The sequence below is a fragment of the Terriglobus saanensis SP1PR4 genome (genome assembly GCF_000179915.2).
Taxonomy (GTDB): Bacteria; Acidobacteriota; Terriglobia; order Terriglobales; family Acidobacteriaceae; genus Terriglobus; species Terriglobus saanensis.
The window spans coordinates 3,805,413-3,821,292 of sequence record NC_014963.1 but is presented as its reverse complement, the minus strand read 5'-3'; the positions used below and the strand labels follow the sequence as shown (position 1 = coordinate 3,821,292).

The window sequence follows — 15,880 nt, the reverse complement described above, 5'->3', positions numbered from 1 at the left end:
GACGCTTACTTTCCCGTTTCCAGCTTGTCCCAGATATCTTGAATGGCCCTGGTCACGACAGCGGGTTCTTCTAGCTCGATGTCGTGACCGCTGTGTTTGGCTGTGCGCAGCTCGCCCTGGGGAGATCGACTGGCGAGGTCTTTTTGCATCCAGTGCATGGCGGCTTCAAACTCTGCTTCATGGGCTTTCGTCAGGCCGTCTCTTGTGATGGAACGACCATGCTCAATCACAATGAGCGGTATCTGAGTGTTCCACGCGAAACGTTCGCGCGCAGGCAGCATGCCTCCTTTGCGTAGGTCGTCTGGTTTCAACGAAACGCCCTGAATGACCTTCGGATCGATATCGATAAAGCGCCACACCTGTTCTTCGTGAGCGGAATCGACCAGCACCATTCCCTGCACCGTATCGGGATACTTTGAGGCAAACCTGCGGACGAGGATGCCGCCTGCCGAGTGGCCCACGCTCAGGTAGGGCGGCGGAATATGAGCGGACAAAAGTAACTGACGAAGGTCCTCAACCTTCTCCTCCAGAGTGTCGGCTGCCGGACCATAGCCGGGTGTGGCATCGGTCGTACTTTTGCCGAGGCCTGCCCTATCGTAACTGCAGGCTTCGGTAAACTTCGCGACCTCCGTCTGTACCTTGCTCCAATCAGAACTTGTGTTGTCCAGGCCGGATTCGAAGACCACGACCGGACCGCGTCGTTCGCCAATGCAGTTGAGATAGAGCTGATGCTTTTTGGCGGGGTACATCTGACTCTCTGCAGTAAAGGTCGATGTTGCCATGAGGACAAACAGACAAAGGATGTTTCGCCGGAAGCAGATCATTTTCTAATCTCCTGCGCTTGACTAGTGTACTAAACAATTAGTACACTAGTCAATAGAAATGAAAAGCAAGAACTCCAGCGCGCGACTTTCATTCCGCTTCCATCTGAATCCGGAGACCGGTGTGCCTGTCTATCGACAGCTGATCGACCAGGTGCATGGCGCCCTGGCATCGGGCGGACTGAAGTCTGGTGAGCAGCTGCCTACTGTGCGACAGCTCGCAGTCGATCTTGCGATCAATCCGAATACGGTGACGCGCGCTTATCGCGAGATGGAGATTCGCGGCCTGCTGGAGACCCAGCAGGGGACCGGAACTTTTATCGCGGAACAGCAGACGGAGCGGGACAGCGGCGTTCGTAAGAGACAGATGGAACAACTTGTAAATGAGTTCGTCGCCCGCGCTGGAGCCAGTGGGTTTACGTTGAACGAGCTGGAAGAAGCCCTGAAAAAGTACGCGACCAAGGAAGCTACACGGAGGAGATAAGCAATGCGTATTCCTATGGAGATCAGCACACCGGGAGTAGCCATCCTGGTGGTTTGCGTGGCGGTGGGTGGTACCGGAGCAGCATGGGCGGCCAATCCGATTCCGATCGTCGTGGCCGCACTCATTGGCTCCTTCTTCCTGTTTTCCGTGAAGGTGGTGCGGCAGTGGGAGAAGGTAGCTGTGCTTCGCTTCGGACACTACCGCAGACTCCAGGGGCCGGGGTTATTCCTGATGATCCCCATCGTGGACACGCTCAGTGCTTTCGTCGATCAACGCGTGCGTATCAGCACGGTGACGGCGGAGTCCGCGCTGACGCAGGATACGGTTCCAGTCAATGTGGATGCGATCATCTTCTGGCTGGTGTGGAACGTGGAGAAGTCCATTCTGGAAGTGGCTAACTTTGAAGACGCCATCAGCCGCAGCGCACAGACAGCGTTGCGTGAATCGATTGGGCGGCATGATCTGGCCGAGATGATCACAAGCCGCGAAACGCTTGGACAGGAGCTGCAACGGAATCTCGACAGCAAGACGAACCCGTGGGGGATTACGGTGCAGTCCGTGGAGATTCGGGATGTCCGCATTCCGCAGGCCCTGGAAGATGCGATGTCGCAACAGGCGCAGGCCGAACGCGAGCGGCAGGCCCGGATCATCCTTGGTGACGCAGAGCTACAGGTTGCAGCGAAGTTCGCGGAGGCGGCTGAGGTCTACGCCAACAATCCCACTGCGCTCCATCTGCGAGCGATGAATATGCTTTATGAAGCCATCAAGGAACGTGGATCGATGGTGATCGTTCCGTCTTCTGCGGTGGAGACGATGGGGCTGGGTGGGATGCTGGCTACGACGGCGCTGCATAAAACGCACTGAGGCGATTCGAAAGAGGAAGGCCCGAAGCAGTCGCTTCGGGCCTTTTTTGCGGCATGGATAACTGTAAAAGCAGATCCCTTCGCTTCACTACGGGATGACAAACGGGTAAGGGGCTAGCCGAGCTCTGCCAGCGATTTCGCGCCGAACTTCGTGTACCAGGGGGTGGCGGCCTTGAGAGCTGCGTTGACGTTTTCGATGTTCTTTACGCCTTCGTCTTCGAGCCACGCTTCAAAGGCATCCGCGCCTTTCTTGCCGTAGACGTCGATACCGTCTTTCCATGTGGCGCGGCCGCAGAGGACGCCGTTGAACTTCGTTCCGCTTTCGGCGGCGAGTTCCAACGTTTCAATGAAGACCGGGTTGGAGACGCCAGCGGAGAGGTAGATGAAGGGCTTGTGCGTCATCGATTCTGCATCGCGGAAGTGCTGCAGGGCCTCCGCGCGGGTGTAGGCGGATTCTCCCTTGTACGCGCGCGTGCCTTCGACGAAGCTCATCTCGATGGGAACTTCCACCTTCAGAACGTCGACCGAGTAGCGTGCCTTGCCGAACTCCGCCATGGAGCCGGAGACGACTTCGGGCTTTTTCTTCGCGTAATCGAGAGTCTTTTCGCCCTTGCCATCGACATCGTACCCGACGGTTTCGAGGAAGAAGGGAATGTCGTGATAGTTGCATTCGTCGCCGATGCGTTCGACCCAGGCGTGCTTCAGGTCATTGATTTCAGTGGTTTCAAAGGGCGAGTAGTAGAGCAGGATCTTGATGCAATCTGCGCCAGCTTCCTTCAGGCGGCGGACGCTCCAGACGTCGAGGAGGTCAGGAAGGCGGCCCTTCGTGGCGGAATCGTAGCCGGTTTTTTCGTAGGCGAGCAGAAGGCCAGCGCTGTTGCGCTCCTTGGCGGCAGGAAGGCCGAATTCCGGATCGAGGAGGATCGCGGAGGAATAGCGCGTGAGCACGCGGGTCACGAGGGTCTTGAAGACCTCCAGATCGTGATCGTTGGCGTCCGCGCCGCGGGCTGCACCGAGGGATTTCTTGAGTGATCCGCGTTGGTCCATGGCGGCGGCGGCGATGACGCCGCGGGCGTCTGAGACGGCTTTCAGACCGGCGAGTTTTCCGGGGGTGGGCTTCATGTCTGGTGTCTCTCCTGAGGTTTCTGAGGCGCTTTCCGATGGTAGCCGATTTCATGGGATGGAGGCGAGATTGCACTGGAAACGGGGCTTTTGCCCGAGGGGTACAATAGAAGTAACGCCATGATTTCAGTTTCGAATGTCTCTATGCGCTACGGTTCGAAGATCCTTTTCGAGGACGTCAGCACAACCTTTATCGCAGGCCGTCGCTATGGCCTGACCGGGCCGAATGGCGCCGGGAAATCTACCTTTATGAAGGTCCTCACCGGCGAGCACGAGCCGCAGAAGGGCAATGTCGTACGCCCGAAGAAGCTCGGCGTACTCAGCCAGGACCAGTACGCGTTCGACGCCTACCGCGTGATCGACACCGTCATTATGGGCAACAAGCCGCTCTGGGCGGCGATGGAAGAGCGCGAGGCTCTCTATAACAAGCCCGACCTCACGGACAACGACGGCATTCGCCTCGGCGAACTCGAAGGCATTGTCGGCGAAGAAAACGGCTACGAAGCCGAGAGCGACGCGGCCATCCTGCTGCAGGGGCTCGACATTCCCGATGAAGTCCACGAGCGCAAGATGAGCGAGCTGCAGGGCGGACAGAAGGTGCGTGTGCTTCTGGCGCAGGCCCTCTTCGGCGATCCGCAGGCCCTGCTGCTTGACGAACCGACAAACTCTCTCGATCTTGACTCGATCCACTGGCTGCAGGACTTTCTCCAGCGCTACAACGGAACGCTGATCACGATCTCGCATGACCGGCATTTCCTGAACAATGTCTGCACGCATATTGCGGACATCGACTATCAGACGATCATCACCTACAACGGTGGTTACGACGACATGGTGCTGCAGAAGACCAGCGTTCGTACGCGTATCGAAGGACAGAACGAAGAGCGCGAGAAGAAGATCGCCCAGCTCAACGACTTTATCGCCCGCTTCAGCGCCGGTACCCGTTCCAGTCAGGTGAACAGCCGTAAGAAGGAGGTGGAGCGTCTGGCCACGACCGAGCTTGCTCGCTCCAACATTCAGCGCCCCTTCATCCGTTTCGACCAGATGCGTCCTTCGGGCAAACATGTGCTCGAGATTGAAGCCGTGACGAAGAACTACGACGGCAAGGAAGTCTTCGCGCCGTTTTCGAGTTCTCTGACACGAGGCGACAAGGTCGTTCTCATCGGACGTAACGGCACAGGCAAAACGACGCTGGTAAAGTCGCTTTTGAGCGGTGTGGACGATGTGCAGGACAACGACTTCGAGCGCACCTCCGGTGTGGTCAAGTGGGGTCACGAGGCGCAGATTGGCTACTTCGCGCAGGACCATACGGCGGCGATCCGCAAGGGAACCACGGTCTCCGAGTGGCTCCACGGCTATGACCCGAAGAAGACCGTCGAAGAGATCCGCGGGATTCTGGGACAGATGCTCTTCCGCGGCGAAGAGGGAACCAAGAAGACCGAGGCCCTCTCCGGTGGCGAATCTGCCCGGCTCCTCTTCTGCAAGCTGATGTTGCAGAAGCCGAACATCCTGATCCTGGACGAACCGACGAACCATCTTGATCTGGAGAGCATTAATGCCCTTAACCAGGCGATCCAGAAATATGAAGGTACGGTACTGCTGGTGACGCACGATCAGGATCTGATCGAAGAAGTTGGAACGCGCGTCTGGCACTTCGAGCACAACAAGATCGTGGACCACAAGGGCCCGTTCGAGGAGTACCAGCAGCAGCTTGCGATGACAGCCAAGTAAATTTCTTATCCATACTGTGGAAAAGGCAGCCCCAAGGGCTGCCTTTTGTCTTTTCGTCGGGGAATGTCCTTGACATGGGGGAGGGGTGTCCCTGAGGCTAGAAATATCACCAAAATCCTGATTCATGTGTTCACTGAACGGGGAACTCTGGTGTGTTTTCGAGAGTTCGAGCGAGCAGCCGAACGTATTTCTCTAAGCCCGCATCGCCGCAATTCGCGGGGGCGGGACGCAACAATTCTGAGGAGCGACGCAATTTATGAAATTTAAGAATCTGGTATTCAGTAGTGTCCTTGCGGCTGGGGTTATGGCTGCCTGTACGCTGACGGCAACGACGGGCTATGCACAGACCGCCGGTAACGGCACAATCTCAGGTAATGTGACGGACGGCTCGGGTGCCGCGATTCCCAATGCCCCGGTGCAAATCATCAACACCGACACGGGCGCGACGCGTTCCCTGACAACGAATGGAAACGGTAGCTTCAACTCGACCTTTCTGCAGTCTGGTCGCTACGAAGTGATTGTTGGCGGCGGTTCGTTTGGCAAGGTAGACCACAAAAACCTGATTCTAACCGTAGGTGCGGTTTTGACCGTGGATGCGAGTCTTCCCGCGGCCTCCGTCAATGCGGAAGTGACCGTGACTGATGCTCCACCCCTCATCGAGGAAGACAAGACGAACGTCTCGCAAACCATCGATCAGACGTTGGTCAGTGGTTTGCCGGTAGCGGGTCGTCGTTATGACAACTTTGTACTGCTTGGCACGAACGTAGTTCCCGATGGCAGCAGCGGTCTTATCTCTTATCGCGGTATTTCGGGTCTCTACAACACGAACCTGATCGACGGCGCGAACAATCAGCAGGCGTTCTTTTCAGAAGGCCGCGGCCGTACCAGCGGTGCACCGTACGTGTTCTCGCAGGACTCGATTAAGGAATTCCAGTCTTCTGTTTCTGGTTACTCTGCGGAGTTCGGTCAGGCTGCGGGCGGACAGATTAATGCCGTTTCGAAGAATGGAACGAACACCATTCACGGTGATCTGTTTTACTACCTCCGTTACCCGACCTTGAATGCGCTGGATCCGCTTACGAAGTTCAACGGACGTCAGCCCGGCGCGAATGCTGCACTGCTTCAGCCGGCAATTCACCAGCAGCAGCAGTTTGGCGGCTCGGTGGGTGGTCCAATTATTCGGGATAAGCTCTTCTACTTTTTTACTTATGATGGATTCCGCCGTTCGAGCCCGCTTCTCTATAGCTCTTCCGCGCCGATTTCCACTTTTACCTGCCCCAACGGTGTGAACGCAGCCAACTGCACCTTGGCGAAGAATTACCTCCTCAGCCTTGCGGGCCCCGCTCCCCGAGTTTTGAAGCAGGACATTTTCTTCCCGCGTCTTGACTATCAGCTCAATGGCAATAACCATATCAGCGCTGAATTCAACTTCGAAAACTACAAGTTGCCCAATGGTTACAACACGGCAACAACGGCTACGGCAAATTCTGCTTCGGCAAACGGTCGCGCCGATTTCCATGAGCGGTTCTTCATCGCGAACTGGGAATCGGTTCTAAGTTCCACCATGACGAATGCGCTTCGCTTCCAATGGGGCCGCGATCTCGAAGTTACCTCGGCGAATGCTCCTGGACCTTCGGTTACGATCTCGGGCGTACAGGCTTACGGCATGCCGAATGCCCTTCCTCGTCTCGCATTTCCTGACGAGCATCGCTGGCAAGCTGCTGACACGATTTCCAAGGTATGGGGACGCCACATCTTCAAGGCAGGCGTTGATGTGAACCTGATCCACGAGTATCTCGCAAATCTTTTCCAGGGCGGCGGCGTATATTCCTATGCCGCACTCAATAACCAGTGCGCGGATCCTACAGTTCAAGGCATCACTCCTTGCAGCGCTACGGCGAATAACGTGGTCAGTGGAACGCAGGCAGCTTTCAATAACTGGGTGCAGGACGTCTTTGGTGTAAACGGTGGACGCCATTACTCCAGCTTCGCGCAGGTGAACGATCCCATCACTCATATCGGTGCGGACGACTTCTGGAATAAGGATCTCGCGGGGTTCATCGAGGATACCTGGAAGCCTTCGGGGAACTTTACGATGAACATCGGGGTACGCTACGACACGCAACTTGTGCCTCAACCTCCAAATCCGTACACCACAAGCTTTAACGGTGTAGCTTCTCCGCTCGGTAACTTCTTTACCAAAACGATCAAGACAAACTACAAGATGATCCAGCCGCGTATCGGCTTTGCGTGGTCCCCCTATACGGGCACTGTAGTCCGCGGAGGCTATGGCATCTTCTATGGCCTCACCTCCAACTCAACCTTCTATGCCACGCGGGTGGAGAACGGTGTCTATCAGCAGGCGTATTCGCTGAGCGTTGCGCAGTCCACCCCTGCAAATGCCAACATCACTCCCGTAACGTATACCTTCCCCGCAGGTTCGCCGAGCAACATCGGTGTTCTGTTCACGCCGCCGGGCCTGCCCTTGGCTGCTCCATTCGCTGGTGCAGTGACTCCCACTGTCAATGGTTCGGCAGGCTTGCAGAAGCTTTCCTTCCGAGGTCAGGATCCAAACTTCACCAATCCCTACACCCACTCCATGGATCTTGCGGTCGAACAGCAGCTTCCTGGAAACGTCAGCTTGACGGTTGCGTATGTTGGAACGCGCGGTATGCGTCTGCCTTACTTCATCGACGCAAACCAACCCCACACAACGCAGACGCGGACTTACTCCATTCGTACTTCTGCAACTGGCCCGGTAACGAGCCAGGTAACCGTTCCTTTCTACGCCAGCTCTCTGGGCCGTCCTTCTCCGAACGATGGCGGAATCCTTGTAGGCTACTCGGGTGTGAACTCCTGGTATCACTCCGCTGCCTTTACCATTCGCAAGCCCTTCAGCCATCAGATCGAGCTGCTGGTTAACTACACCTGGGCCAAGGCAATCGACGGCGGACAGGTTCCCGGACAGTTCGGTACCTTCAACGGTACCGACACGATTCTGGATCCGTTCAATCTGAAGAACCCCGGTACGCTGAGTGAATACAGCCGTTCCGATCTGGATATGCGCGGTCGTTTTGTCGGCAGCCTTGTGTGGTCGCCGAAACTTGCTCTGTCGAATCACTTTGCAAGCTACGCCGTGAACGGCTGGGGTCTGGGAGTCATCGCAACAGAGCAGACTGGAACTCCTCTCACTGCTGGTATGAGTGGTAATGCTTCCGGCGGCTTTGAAGGTGGTGTGACAGGAGGTTCGGTGGGTAACAGCCCATCGCCCTCCACTGGACGTGCACCCCAGTTCAAGCGTAATGCGTTTCCAAGCAACGGCGTTCGCAATGTGGATGCCCGCGTTTCGCGTGACTTCCCCATCCACGAAAACGTCAAAATGCAGCTCTTTGTCGAAGCATTCAACGTAGCCAACCGGAAGCAGATTCTGTCGTACAACACGACGGCATTCCAATACAGCAACACGACGGATATCGTTCCTTACACTGGTACCCCAGCGTTTGGAACACCGAGCTCCACCTCCGGCGTCCTGTTTGGGCCGCGTCAGATGCAGTTCACCGCAAAGCTATTCTTCTAACCCGAAAGCAGAAGCATCAGAAAAGCCCTGGCAGCCGTCGGGGCTTTTCTGCGTTGCTTCTGCTTTGAAGAGTTCGAGTCTTACATAACTTAGACCACTAACAGGCATAAGCGATGCCACATCTCGCCACAATATGTCAGAAAACGACTCCCTAAATCCGCAGTAACGATCTAGTCCGTTGACTGACTGATTTGAAAGCATCTCAAAAAATGCTGTGGGTAAAGGGTGATGCCATGAACGAAAGGTATATAACAGCCGAAAAGAAATCCGCAGTAAGAGCTTGTCGCACACCTGATATATCCGAAAATATTGCGCAGTTAACTTCATCGGAACTCGAGCGCATTCGAAGTCTGGCCTACCTGATCGAACGTGACGGGTCGTCCACCGTCCATGTACGGGGTTACGCAGCAGAAATCGATCAAGCTGCCCATCTGCTATCCAGTGCGATTTTTTGCGAGAAGAAAGAATAGGTAGCGCAGGATGCGGCGTTGGACTTTCTTTACCGGGGAGAAGCTTTCGCAGGTCCCGGCTGCGATAGGTCCGCCTTGATCCATTTCCCCCCGCTCAGAGTGAAGCGGCTGGTTTCGGAATAAGTGTCGTGGTTGGCTCCGGGATGAACGTGGATCACGGTATTCGATCCCGTTCGGTTCCCGTCGAGAACCACATCGGTGCCGACGCCGACGTTAGCCCCGTCATTTGCCGTGTAGATGTCGATGGGGAAGCCGGTAATGGTATTGTTGCGAATCTGGAAGGTCTGGGTTGCGTTGAAGTAACTCGATTCCACCGTAATTCCGGAAGATTTTGCGGGTTGCGTTACCCCTTCGATGCGGTTGCTTTCGATCTCGGTGAGCGAACCGAAGATACGGGTTGGAAGTCCAACGGCGCTGAAAGGAGCGCCAGCTTCCACGTTGAAGAGCAGATGGTTATTGCGCAGATGCGATCCGCCGCCCTGCGTGGCCGCTGTGATGGTCGCGTTGCGAAATTCGACGCCCTCGATCGTCAGGTCCGTCCATGCGTCTCCGCCAAAGCCCGTGCAGATGCTCTTGCCGCAATCCAGTAGACCTCCGGTCACGTGAAGGCCCGAGCTCAGGTTCGGGTTGAGCGACGAGTTGTAGACCTTGATGAGAAATCCGGCGGCAGTGAAGTGGGGGTTCGTAAAACTTACATTGTTGCTGAAGAAAAAGACCGAACCATCGCCGTTTTTGCCGCCGCTTGCTGTGTCATTCAGAAAGTTGATGTCCATGGAACCTTCCGCATCGAAACACACGTCCGCACAGTTGACCGCTACGCTGTTAGAGACCACGGCGTCGTATCCCACGGAGCCCCAGGCGCAGGCGGTCACATTATGACATCGGATGTTGTTAAGACGGTAATGACCCGCACCCATGGACTGCACCATCGCCCTTGAGTTCGGGCCACCGGCGTTGAAGTTGGAGTCGCGATTGAACCACTGCACGCAGTTCGCGGTACCGTCGCAGGCGACATCCTCGGCAGTCACGTTGTTGGTCCCCTGGAACACCACGCCGTAGACCGCTCCCGTCACCGAAACATGAGAGACCTGCAGATCCGCACCTCCCATGGTGTGGACGATGCCGATGTTCTTACCCTGGACGTTGCTCATTTTTATGTGAGAAGAATTGGAGGTAGACAGGGCGGTCGCATCGGCCGAGCCGTCACCAGCGAACTTGCAGTCCTGCAAGCTTGGGTTGTCGCCGGTCGATTTAAAACCAAAACCCGCGTGCACGGTGATCAAAACGCCAGAAGCACAGCTCACCTTATTATTGCCGGTGAGCGTGATGACCGCATTGAGTGTCACCGGGGCATTGAGACGCAGGGAGTGCCCCTGACTCAGGGAGATGGGACTGGGGACGCTTCCCGAGGCATTCACGCTGATCGTACCTTCAGCCACCCCAGCTGCTTTCATGGCCGCGTCGGCGGCCACGATCTTTGCCCCAAGGTCGACCCCGGCGAACTGCTCGGCCCTGTATTGTGTTGCGGACTGGGTCCGCTGCTGCCCTGACACAGGAGAGATCACAGGGCCAAACAAGCATCCGGCTATTAGAAAGCGAAGCGAGGTGGTAAGGGTCATAGTCGTCTGCCTAAATGGACGAGGCTCGCGTTGGCAAAGATGCGCGGAACGCAGTTGAGCACAAGTCCGAGGTGAGGGAAGGGATGGAAATAAAGAATAAGCGGCAGCCGACCAATCGGCTGCCGCTCTAAGTGTGTAATGCTCTGGGCATCTTCGTAACCCTTTCGGATGTACGAGGCCTCTCGATATGGTGCACCCGAGAGGATTCGAACCTCTGACCTACAGCTTCGGAGGCTGCCGCTCTTACTTCTTAGGCTGCCGCTCTAAGCTTCCGGGTGAAACAAGGTATTGAAACCTTGTGTGTATGAAACTGAATCTAGAGAAACATTCGCTCTTCGTCAACAGCTATTTTTATGCAAGCTAAAGCTTGTATCTAGGCTCTTCTGCGAAGAGCTGGGGAAAACCGCTGCGGCTCGATCGCGCGAAGCACTTCCATTTTTGCGTCCATGCGTGTGTGTGAATAGTGCTCCATCATCTGACGTGAAACGTGACCCGCGATTGCCATGACGCTCGTTTCGGGTGCACCACACTCAAGCATGCGGGTGATTGCCTGGTGGCGAAGATCATGTGGACGAAGCCAAGGCAGGCCCGCAGCTTTACGTAGCTCGTCGAATGGCTTACGCAGCCATGACGAACTTGCAGGACGCGTTGGGTCATATGCGCCACGGTGGACTCGAAGAGGAAAGAGGTAATGAGTTTGCTGCGTAGATCCCAGCCTGTGTGCCCTCATCAACGCTCGCTCGAACTGCTTTAGAGCGGTTTCATTGAGAGGTATACGTCTTCCACGAAACTCGTTCTTCACAGCATCGCTGGCGATGTGAATTTGAGGCGGGTTCGTGTGGAGCATGACGTCGGAGATCTTCAGATAGCGAAGTTCGACTCCGCTCGCAGTCGTATTGTTCGTGATCGACGCGACAAGATAAGCAAGCTCCCAATCCGGATTGCTTGCCGCAATAGCGAATAGCTGATCCTCTTCCGCTTGCGTCATAGTTCGGGGCGGGGTCCACCGGGGGAGTTTTAGAGGGGTGTAGAACTTCTTCATCGGCTCCCACAGGCCAGCGTGATCGAGGATCTGAGAGAGCGTATTGAGTTCGTGATTGACGACGCTGGGACCTGCGGCTTTAGCCCAGAATCCGCCCTCATTTCGGGAGCGATGTATCTGGTATTCACGCATGTGGCCAGGGGTTATCTCTTCCAGTCGAAGAGCTCGAAAGAAGCGGTCAAGACCTGCGATGTAGGTTAGGTAAGTTCCTGCAGTTCCATTTTTCAGGTAGGGCTGGCGCCATTCCATCCATCGGTCCGCAGCAACAGGGAAGTAAAGTCCAGGTAGTCCAGTGTCAATGCTCATGATCTTCTCGTTCGCCAGCCGGCATGCCGGGCAGGCTATATGTCCTATTGAGTGCTGAGAGAGATCATATTGCGTTCGCCTTTTATTCGCTTATGCAATTTCGGACGAATCCATTCCGTGTCCCATCTTGGTTCGTCGCCTCCTGCTGGTCGACAAACACGAATGTATAACATTAGATTCCTATTGTTATGCATCATGTAGCGCTCGTATGCGCTCAGGAGCGACACCATCAATAGCCGAATATCTCTCACCATCGAAACCGACTCACCAGTGCTTGTGCGCGTTGACGTATCCTCGCTTTCTCCGCTTCGGAACTCGCGCGGTACTCACCTTTTGAACTTCCGGCTCTGGAGGAGGATCTGGCAGCTTCTCTTCCGGGAGCGCGACTTCCTTCATTCTTTTTTCCTTCAACTTCTCGACGCGCTCCGTCAATCGTTGCTGGATGGACTTGTACTTTGGCTGAAGTACGGCAACTGCAGCGCGGCCGTACACAAAGCAATCGAGCGCCTCGTTCCGTTCTCCTTTTTTCTTCCACTCCAGCTTCGTTACGTAATCTCTTGTCACCTTCACCAACTGCTCGCTGGTTACCTGACGAAAGTACTCCGGAGCTAAACCCTTGGAAAAATGACAGTAGGCGACACCCTCTTCCTTCACTTGGAAGCTTGTAAAGATGTCTTCTTTCGCTGTGTCCGTGCCGACCGTGTAGAGCATGGCATGCGACGGTCCCTGCTCACTCCCCCTGCTGACCAGCGGTTTCCCGATACCGGCGCGGCCAACGATGGCGTGCCAGCGCCGCGCGGCGTTCTTCTTCGTGAACTCGTAGACCCGCGCCGTATGGTGACCACCGGAGTCGATCAGCGCGCATGCGACGGTCATTGTGACGCCGAGCGTATGGGACAGTGACGTGCGGAGATGCGCTTCGAGGTGAGCCCACGGACTATCTACATTTCGGATCTTTTTCCCGTCTTCACCTGTAATGGTTTCTGGCAAAGAGGGATCACCACGGAAGATCTCATGATCGATCACCCAGCGCTCTTCATCCATTCCCCAACCGAAGCGGGTGCACTCCAGGCGGTCATCCTGCACATCAACGCCAGCAGTGATAAACAACACTCCAGCCGGTAATTCTTCGGCGAATTCCAGTTCAGACTTCCGTTTCTCCAGTTCGTGAAGGTCGGCACCCTTGCCGCGGATTTCCCACGTCTCAGCTAGGCGTGTGTTGATGAAGGTCTTCTTACGTTCGAGGGATGTCTTCGCCGTGAGCCATTCGCTCACCAGATCAGTCCACTTCAGCCACGGAGGATACAAAGCATTTAGGTGGAAGCCCGCGGTCTTTCCATCGCGGCTCTCGGCCGTCGCTCGCCATTCTCCTTTCCGGATCATCTCGTGCTTCGACCGTTCGCGGATCTCGCAGCCGAATTCGCACGCATAGAAGACATCGATGATCCGGCCAGTGCCGCCGTCGATGGTGTATTGAAGCCGCCTCCACCGGAGATCCTGAAACGTTCCGCAGTGCGGACACGGTACGAAGTACCGGCGGCGATCAGATTCCTCCTCTGCTTTCTCGATTCTGGAGAGGTTCTTAATGCCAGGCGTCGAGGCTAGGATTTCTTTCTTGTTCCAAAACGTCGACGTGCGCCTGCGGGCTAGATCGACCGGGTCGCCTTCAGTGCCCGCACTCTCCGGATAACGATCGACCTCATCCATCTCCAGGATGCGAATGGGCATGGAGGCGAGTCCAGCCGGGGCGTTAGCACCCGCGAGGATAAGAACACCGCCTGGGAATTCCTTATTGAGCAGCGTATTTCCCGAATCACGCGCGCGAGGGGACGGGAAGAGCTTCCTAAGCACGGGAGTAGAGCGAATCATCTTCGCAATGCGATTCTTGGAAAATTTCTCCGCCTCACCCTCCGTCGCCTGTACAAACAAGATCGGCGATGGCTGATAGTGAGAGAAGAAGCCAAGGGTATTCATCTGGATCTGCGTCTTCCCGCTCTGAGAGCACATCTGCATAACGATGGTCTCGATGGTCGGGTCAGTGATCGCGTCCTGGATGCCACGTTGATACTCCGCGCTGCCGGTATAGAACTTACCCGGAAACGCGCCAGCCTCGGGCGGAACATACGCGTACAGGTCAGCCCACTGCGAGAGCGTCAGCGGCGGAGGAGGAGCGAGAAGGGCATGCCCCTTGGTGAACGCGACCCGAAGGCGCTCTATACCCTCAAGAGATGTCGCGTACGGGCTCAACTGAGATCCGCCTCGCGGTCGGCCAGGCCGGTAGCTTCGCGCACGGCATCAATTGTGGAGAGGTTGGTAAGGACCTGACGCATCTCCGCTTCGAGAATCGCAATGGCGCGCCCGTGGTCTTCCAGGCCAAGCATCTGCGTCGCAAGGCGGGACGGCACGGCGAGAAGCTGAGTCTGGATTGAAATGCTCGACGCCGCCAGTACGCGCTCGACGTCGGCGATGGCCGCGACTTCGCCGCGCGCACTGGCGAGCTTGAGTTCGACCAGGTCAGCTTCAGCTCTCAACTTTCGGAGGGCGGCCTCGTCGAAAGTTTCGGAAGTCGGAATTTGCGGAGCGAGGGACGAAGCGCCGAGTCCATTTCCGCGATTTCCATCAAGATTGATCCGATAAGCGACGTACCACTCCAGCACCTTTGCCCAGATAAAGCGCCGCTCTCGTCCATCGCCAACGAATGGCAACCCATTGTCTTTGATGTAGTTACGGATCATCCGCTCAGACTTGCCAAGCATGGAAGCTACGTCCTCTATGTCGAGGCACTCCATCTCATTGGGCAAATCTGCGGGCATCTAACCCGGAGAATCATGGAAATGGAAATGAACTGGCAAAAACCCTGTCGCTAGGTCGACCGTGCGGTGGCGCGTCACCCGCAAAAGCGAAGATCCGGGAAGTACCTTTCGGAATCAGGGACCGGCGTCACTCCTCGGTTAGGAGCCCGGAGAAGCGCATCCATCGGCGGGGCTAGAAAGATCTGTTTTCGTTGCAGTCGAAAGCGAGAATTTATACAAATTTTTCGGCCCTCACTTCATCGTTCCTGTACTATCTGTTTCGTCTAGGCTTCCCAAAGCACATCACCTAACCGAAATCCTGCGAAGTGGATATTCGATCAAAGACTCACGAAAGGGTCTCCTTGAAACGCGCAAAAATCGTGTTTTGCATTATGGCGTCCATCCTGCTTCTACAGGCGGGCTCTCTTCACTCTCAGACCCTTGTGCTCCACCGTTATGTCGCAGAGGAACATCCTGCCTTATGTCGTCCTCCTGCCTTCGAGTCGCTCCAATCCGATGACGCCGCTATGGCAGCGCTAGAGAAGGCCATCACTCCCATCGGTTCAGGTCACATCGAGCTCGCAGGCCAACTGAGCCTCTCCGCAGCTGTTCAAACGTCGGTCGTGTCCAACCTCAAAATCGATTTGAATAAGGATCGGACGCGTTTGCTTGCAGGGGGTAAGCCCTTACGAGATAACTTGACGCACCGTTTCATATTTCCCCAGGATCTGCTGCCTCAAGATCTGGTCAGCAGCGGCAAGGTGAAGGTTTCAAGGAAGAGCGACACGCTTTTTCTCATTCAGAGAGAGCCCGTTGCGCCAGCGACTTCCGCCGCAGCCGAAGTTGAATTGGATCCACAAAGTGGTCTTGTAAAAATAATAAGAATTTGCGGCCATCCTCCAAGTTCCCCCGACTCTTTCACGTTGACGACTCTCGAATATTCCAATTACATGAATGTCTCTGGAGTTGCTCTTCCTTCGAAGATCACACTGCAACACGGGAACGTCGCGCCCATCACACTTGCTCTTCAGCCCTTGCAGTAATTCCGGAAGA

11 protein-coding genes are annotated in these 15,880 nt (G+C 55.8%); 5 read left to right on the top strand and 6 right to left on the bottom strand.

Features of this window, described 5'->3' with window-relative positions; all coding sequences use genetic code 11:
• Positions 1 to 5 precede the first annotated feature (5 nt).
• Complete coding sequence (locus tag ACIPR4_RS21815) at positions 6 to 749, bottom strand: alpha/beta fold hydrolase (RefSeq protein WP_187290197.1); 744 nt, start codon at positions 747 to 749, stop codon at positions 6 to 8.
• 133 nt (positions 750 to 882) lie between these two features.
• Between ACIPR4_RS21815 and ACIPR4_RS15470 the strand changes: the two genes are divergently transcribed.
• Positions 883 to 1,305 (top strand): GntR family transcriptional regulator, encoded by a 423-nt coding sequence (locus ACIPR4_RS15470; RefSeq protein WP_013569603.1) that lies wholly within the window; start codon positions 883 to 885, stop codon positions 1,303 to 1,305.
• A gap of 3 nt (positions 1,306 to 1,308) precedes the next feature.
• Positions 1,309 to 2,169: a slipin family protein gene (locus tag ACIPR4_RS15465; protein WP_013569602.1), complete on the top strand. Its 861-nt coding sequence runs from the start codon at positions 1,309 to 1,311 to the stop codon at positions 2,167 to 2,169.
• A gap of 113 nt (positions 2,170 to 2,282) precedes the next feature.
• Here ACIPR4_RS15465 and ACIPR4_RS15460 read toward each other — a convergent pair whose 3' ends face one another.
• Positions 2,283 to 3,290 (bottom strand): tagatose 1,6-diphosphate aldolase, encoded by a 1,008-nt coding sequence (locus tag ACIPR4_RS15460; RefSeq protein WP_013569601.1) that lies wholly within the window; start codon positions 3,288 to 3,290, stop codon positions 2,283 to 2,285.
• A 120-nt stretch (positions 3,291 to 3,410) separates the two neighbouring features.
• On the opposite strand from ACIPR4_RS15460, the gene ACIPR4_RS15455 reads away from it, so the two are divergent.
• A complete protein-coding gene (locus tag ACIPR4_RS15455; protein ID WP_013569600.1) occupies positions 3,411 to 5,021 on the top strand; it encodes an ABC-F family ATP-binding cassette domain-containing protein in 1,611 nt (536 codons plus the stop codon).
• A gap of 256 nt (positions 5,022 to 5,277) precedes the next feature.
• On the top strand, positions 5,278 to 8,598 hold the full coding sequence (locus tag ACIPR4_RS15450) for a TonB-dependent receptor (protein WP_013569599.1): 3,321 nt from the start codon (positions 5,278 to 5,280) through the stop codon (positions 8,596 to 8,598).
• A 499-nt stretch (positions 8,599 to 9,097) separates the two neighbouring features.
• Here the strand turns inward: ACIPR4_RS15450 and ACIPR4_RS15440 are convergent, their stop codons facing one another.
• From ACIPR4_RS15440 to ACIPR4_RS15425, 4 genes are all read right to left on the bottom strand, one after another.
• Positions 9,098 to 10,687: a hypothetical protein gene (locus ACIPR4_RS15440; RefSeq protein WP_013569597.1), complete on the bottom strand. Its 1,590-nt coding sequence runs from the start codon at positions 10,685 to 10,687 to the stop codon at positions 9,098 to 9,100.
• 373 nt (positions 10,688 to 11,060) lie between these two features.
• Complete coding sequence (locus ACIPR4_RS15435) at positions 11,061 to 12,035, bottom strand: tyrosine-type recombinase/integrase (protein ID WP_041586132.1); 975 nt, start codon at positions 12,033 to 12,035, stop codon at positions 11,061 to 11,063.
• 264 nt (positions 12,036 to 12,299) lie between these two features.
• Positions 12,300 to 14,282, bottom strand: coding sequence for a phage terminase large subunit family protein (locus tag ACIPR4_RS15430; RefSeq protein WP_013569595.1), 1,983 nt, complete (start codon positions 14,280 to 14,282; stop codon positions 12,300 to 12,302).
• Positions 14,279 to 14,848: a helix-turn-helix domain-containing protein gene (locus ACIPR4_RS15425; protein ID WP_083811948.1), complete on the bottom strand. Its 570-nt coding sequence runs from the start codon at positions 14,846 to 14,848 to the stop codon at positions 14,279 to 14,281. The genes ACIPR4_RS15430 and ACIPR4_RS15425 overlap by 4 nt, the downstream gene beginning before the upstream one ends.
• A 341-nt stretch (positions 14,849 to 15,189) precedes the next feature.
• On the opposite strand from ACIPR4_RS15425, the gene ACIPR4_RS15420 reads away from it, so the two are divergent.
• Positions 15,190 to 15,870 carry a LolA-like protein gene (locus ACIPR4_RS15420; protein ID WP_187290196.1) on the top strand — a complete coding sequence of 227 codons (681 nt, stop codon included), beginning with the start codon at positions 15,190 to 15,192 and terminating at the stop codon, positions 15,868 to 15,870.
• Positions 15,871 to 15,880: the final 10 nt, after the last annotated feature.

What these genes read in the sequence shown, in the direction of transcription:
- ACIPR4_RS15455 (WP_013569600.1), top strand. Translation starts at nt 3,411, where the DNA reads ATGATTTCAGTTTCGAATGTCTCTATGCGCTACGGTTCGAAGATCCTT.
- ACIPR4_RS21815 (WP_187290197.1), bottom strand. Translation starts at nt 749, where the DNA reads ATGTACCCCGCCAAAAAGCATCAGCTCTATCTCAACTGCATTGGCGAA.
- ACIPR4_RS15460 (WP_013569601.1), bottom strand. Translation starts at nt 3,290, where the DNA reads ATGAAGCCCACCCCCGGAAAACTCGCCGGTCTGAAAGCCGTCTCAGAC.
- ACIPR4_RS15470 (WP_013569603.1), top strand. Translation starts at nt 883, where the DNA reads ATGAAAAGCAAGAACTCCAGCGCGCGACTTTCATTCCGCTTCCATCTG.
- ACIPR4_RS15450 (WP_013569599.1), top strand. Translation starts at nt 5,278, where the DNA reads ATGAAATTTAAGAATCTGGTATTCAGTAGTGTCCTTGCGGCTGGGGTT.
- ACIPR4_RS15435 (WP_041586132.1), bottom strand. Translation starts at nt 12,035, where the DNA reads ATGAGCATTGACACTGGACTACCTGGACTTTACTTCCCTGTTGCTGCG.
- ACIPR4_RS15440 (WP_013569597.1), bottom strand. Translation starts at nt 10,687, where the DNA reads ATGACCCTTACCACCTCGCTTCGCTTTCTAATAGCCGGATGCTTGTTT.
- ACIPR4_RS15425 (WP_083811948.1), bottom strand. Translation starts at nt 14,848, where the DNA reads ATGCCCGCAGATTTGCCCAATGAGATGGAGTGCCTCGACATAGAGGAC.
- ACIPR4_RS15465 (WP_013569602.1), top strand. Translation starts at nt 1,309, where the DNA reads ATGCGTATTCCTATGGAGATCAGCACACCGGGAGTAGCCATCCTGGTG.